Origin of the sequence: Streptomyces sp. NPDC058326 (assembly GCF_042879855.1) — a bacterium.
Classification (GTDB): domain Bacteria; phylum Actinomycetota; class Actinomycetes; order Streptomycetales; family Streptomycetaceae; genus Streptomyces.
On record NZ_JBHVZO010000005.1, the window covers coordinates 539,673 to 544,127 of the forward strand.

2 protein-coding genes, 1 tRNA gene and 1 rRNA gene are annotated in these 4,455 nt (G+C 72.1%); 1 reads left to right on the forward strand and 3 read right to left on the reverse strand.

The window, feature by feature from the left end; translation table 11 throughout:
• On the reverse strand, positions 1-1,255 hold a 1,255-nt coding region (locus tag ACFVYX_RS13785; protein ID WP_389681532.1), incomplete at its 3' end, for a HAMP domain-containing protein.
• A 268-nt stretch (positions 1,256-1,523) separates the two neighbouring features.
• Between ACFVYX_RS13785 and ACFVYX_RS13790 the strand changes: the two genes are divergently transcribed.
• On the forward strand, positions 1,524-4,169 hold the full coding sequence (locus ACFVYX_RS13790) for a SpoIIE family protein phosphatase (RefSeq protein ID WP_389681533.1): 2,646 nt from the start codon (positions 1,524-1,526) through the stop codon (positions 4,167-4,169).
• Positions 4,170-4,273: 104 nt separating this feature from the next.
• On the opposite strand, the gene ACFVYX_RS13795 is transcribed toward ACFVYX_RS13790, so the two are convergent.
• Both ACFVYX_RS13795 and rrf read right to left on the reverse strand, forming a co-directional pair.
• Positions 4,274-4,346 (reverse strand) — tRNA-Thr (locus ACFVYX_RS13795).
• Positions 4,347-4,350: 4 nt separating this feature from the next.
• A 5S ribosomal RNA gene (gene rrf, locus ACFVYX_RS13800) occupies positions 4,351-4,455 on the reverse strand; the annotation flags it as partial.

The window sequence follows — 4,455 nt, forward strand, 5'->3', positions numbered from 1 at the left end:
TCACCTGCGCGATGTCCCGCACCTGCGTGGTGATGTTCCGGAAGACCGTGTTGACGGAGTCGGTGAGGTCCTTCCACGTTCCCGCCGCCCCCGGCACCTGCGCCTGACCGCCGAGCAGACCCTCCGCGCCGACCTCGCCCGACACCCGGGTCACCTCGTCGGCGAACGTCCGCAGCGTCTTCGTCATCTGGTTGATGGTGTCCGCCAGCTGCGCGATCTCACCGCGCGCCGACACCCGCACCTTCTGCGACAGGTCGCCGTTGGCGACCGCCGTCGTCACCTCGGCGATGCCCCGCACCTGGTTGGTCAGGTTGCCGGCCATCGTGTTGACGGAATCCGTGAGGTCCTTCCACACACCGGCGACCCCGGCCACCTCGGCCTGGCCGCCGAGCTCGCCCTCCGTACCCACCTCGCGGGCGACACGGGTCACCTCGGAGGAGAACGACGACAGCTGGTCCACCATCCGGTTGACGGTGTTCTTCAGCTCCAGCATCTCGCCGGCCACGTTCGCCGTGACCTTCTGCGACAGATCGCCGTCCGCGACCGCCGTCGTCACCAGGGCGATGTCCCGCACCTGCGCCGTCAGCCGGTTCGCCATCGTGTTGACCGAGTCCGTGAGGTCCTTCCACGAACCGGACACCCCGCGCACCTGCGCCTGCCCGCCCAGCTTGCCGTCGGTACCCACCTCGACGGCGACCCGGGTCACCTCTGAGGCGAACACCGACAGCTGGTCGACCAGGTTGTTGGCGGTACGCGCGACCTTCAGGAACTCCCCGCGCAGCGGCCGGACCGCCCCGTCGGCACCCTCCGAACGCAGGTCCATCCGCTGCTCGAGATCGCCCTCGGCCACCGCCGAGAGCACCCGGCCCACCTCGGACACCGGCCGGGCCAGATCGTCGACGAGAGCGTTCGCCGCCTCGATCGCCGCAGCCCACGCCCCCTCACTGGCTCCCGCCTCCAGACGCTCGGACAGCTTGCCCTCGCGTCCGACCACCCGGCGGACCCGCGAGAGCTCCCCCGTCACATGCATCTGCCGGTCCGCGACCTCGTTGAACACGGCGGAGATCTCCGCCATGACCCCGTCGCCGGACACCGTGAGCCGCCTGCGGAGGTTTCCGTCCCGCATGGACACCAGTGCGGCCAGCAACCGCTCCAGCGCCGCCGCGTCGACCTGCACCGTCCCCCCACGGGAACGCCCGCCCCTCGCGCGCGTGCCACTGCCTCCGCCGCGTCGCGCCGCCGTGCCAGGTTCCACCGTGTCCCTCCCGAAAGGGGTCGACCGTACCGCTCCGGCTCTCACCGGTAGCCTGCCCAGTGTTTCACCGCCACCGAACCAGGCGATAACAGTTCGGCAGCTTCGCTCAGCGTCCCTACCCCCGGGGGACGGAATCACCGCGACCGGCATCCACCCGGACAGTGAAGGTAAGTAACCTGGCTTCCGGCTGTCCAACCGACCCGTTCCGCCCGGCGGGGGCGGTGTGGCGCGCGTACGACCACCGGGCAGCGGGAGGGACAGACCGAGCATGGCAGAACCGGGCGTCGAGACGCGTACGAGGAGTGCTGTGATCACCGCGCGGGCGACTGCAAGCTTCGAGCCCGTCGGGCGGTCCGTCGCGGCCGCCCGCGCCTTCGTGCGCGACACCCTCCAGGGCTGGGGACACCCCGAACTCGTCGACGACGCCGTCGTCCTCACCAGCGAGCTCGTCACCAACGCCGTCATCCACGCCGGCACCTCCGCCGAAGTCCTCTGCCTCCGCGCCGACGACAGCATCCGCGTCGAGGTCGCCGACCGCTACCCCGAGCGCGAGATCCCGGTCCAGAGCGGCCGTACCTTCGGCAGCCCCGACCGCGAGAACGGCCGGGGCCTGCTGCTCTGCGCCGCCCTCGCCCACCGCTGGGGCGTCGACTACTCCCCCACCCGCAAGCACGTCTGGTTCCACCTCGACCTCCCCCGGCGCCCGGTCGGCACCCGCTCCGCGGGCCCCGTCCTGCCCGACGCGCTCCTCCCGGTCACCGACAGCCGCGTCCGCGTCGCCGTCGCCCAGATCGACCGCGACGGAGCCATCAGCGCCTGGAACGAGGACGCCGAGGAACTCTTCGGGTACGCCTCCGAGCAGGTCACCGGCAAACCCCTCGGCGACCTCGCCGCCTGGCCCCACACCCCCGGCATCGGCACCGGCCTCGCCGAGGCCCTCCGCCTGTCCCGCTGGGAGGGCAGCTACGGCATCCGCTGCGCCGACGGCCGCGTCATCCCCGTCTACGCCTCGCACCTCCGGGTCCGCGACGCCCAGGGCGAGCCCTCCACGGTCTGCCTCCTGGTGCGCGAGCACGAGCGGTCGGTCCTCCAGACCCCCCAGCGCCCCACCGCCGAGCCGGGAGCCGAGAGCCGCGCCGCCGACCCCTTCGAGGTCTTCATCGGCTCCCCCGCCCCCGACGACCTCGACGGCCTCCTCCAGCGCACGGTCGAACGCGCCCGCGACATGCTGGACGGCGACGCCGCCTTCCTCCTCCTCGCCACCGACGACGAGACGGAACTGGAGGTACGGGCGACCACCGGCCTCCCTGCCGCCCGCCAGCGCTTCGCCCGCGTCCCTGTCGAGACCGGCGCCAGCCGCTACGGCTCCGCCCGCATGCCCGCCGTCCACGAGGACCTGGCCGCGGTCCCCGGCGCCGTCCCGCTCCTCGAAGGCACCGGCATGCGCTCGGTGGTCACCGTCCCGCTCAAGGTCGAGGGCCGGCTCACCGGCTCCCTCGGCGTCGCCGCGGAGGGCGCGAACCGCTACTCCAACGAGGAGGCGCTCCGCCTCCAGTTCGCGGCCGACCGGATCGCCCTGGCCGTCGAGTCCGCCCGCCTCGGCGAGCTGGAGCGACTGCGCCGCGGCTCACTCAGCTTCCTCGTCGAGGCCTCCGACCTCCTGGCCGGCACCCTCGACCGCGACCAGACGCTGGCCCTGATGGCCCAGATGACGGTCCCGACCCTCGCGACCTGGTGCGCGGTCTACACGATCGCCGACCAGACCTCCGACCCGTACCTCTCGTACGTCCTGCACGAGGACGAGGACCGCATCGACGGCCTCAAGGACCTGCTCTCCTCGATCGCCCCGCCCGACCCGGTGCCGACCCCCGGCGCACGCGTCTGGTCCGCGCCGGGCGAGGCCGCCCACCAGGCCGCGCTGACCGCCTCGGTCCGCGCGCTCGACCATCCGATGAGCCCGCTCTCCTCCGGCATCGACACCACCCTGGCCACCGCGAGCACGGTCGCCGGCGAGACGGTCGTGCTGCCGCTCGTCGCCCGCAACCGGGTCATCGGCATGCTGACCCTCGGCAGGCCCTCGGAGGACCACTTCCGCCAGGAGATCCTGGAGCTCGCCGAGGACCTCTCGCGCCGGGCCGCCCTCGCCCTGGACAACGCGCGCCTGTACTCGGAGCGGATGGCGATCAGCCAGTCCCTCCAGCGCAGTCTGCTCCCGCCCGGCCTTCCCGAGATCCCGGGCGTCGAGGTCGACGTCATCTACCGCGCCGCCGGCGAGGGCAACGAGGTCGGAGGCGACTTCTACGACCTCTTCCCGATCCGCGACGGCGCCTACGGCTTCGCCATCGGCGACGTCTGCGGTACGGGCCCCGAGGCCGCGGCCGTGACCGGCCTGGCCCGCCACGCCCTGCGTCTCCTGGCCCGCGAGGGCTTCGGCGGCCCCGCCGTCCTGGAGCGCCTCAACGCGGCGATCCTCGACGAGGGCGCCCGCAGCCGCTTCCTGACACTCCTCTACGGCGAGATGCGCCCGCAGGAGGACGGCTCCGCGATCCTCAAGGTCGTCTGCGCCGGCCATCCCCTCCCGCTCCGTCTCCGCCCGGACGGCACGGTCGAGCCGTCGGCCGAGCCCCAGCCGCTCCTCGGCGTCATGGAGGACCTGGAGCTCTACGAGCAGACGATCACCCTCGACCCGGGCGACGTCCTCCTCTGTGTCACGGACGGCGTGACGGAACGCCGCGAGGGCACCCGCATGCTCGGCGACGACGGCCTGGCCGAGGTCCTCAAGACCTGCACGGGCCTGACGGCCGGCGCCGTGGCCTCCCGGGTCCTCCGCGCGGTGGAGCGCTTCGCCCAGGCCCCGGCCTCCGACGACATGGCCATCCTGGCGATGCGCATCAGGGAGCCCGACGACCGCTGACACGCTGGCGGGCGATCCCTTTTCGGGAACGCCCGCCACTGACGTCTCTCCGTACTCGGAACGCAAAAAGGCCCCCGCCATGAGGCGGGGGCCTTCTTACTGTGAGCCCTTTAACGGAATCGAACCGTTGACCTTCTCCTTACCATGGAGACGCTCTACCGACTGAGCTAAAAGGGCAGGTGTTCGGCGGTGTCCTACTCTCCCACAGGGTCCCCCCTGCAGTACCATCGGCGCTGAAAGGCTTAGCTTCCGGGTTCGGAATGTAACCGGGCGTTTCCCTAACGCT

Coding starts and splice junctions, on each gene's coding strand:
- ACFVYX_RS13790 (WP_389681533.1), top strand. CDS start 1,524: ATGGCAGAACCGGGCGTCGAGACGCGTACGAGGAGTGCTGTGATCACC.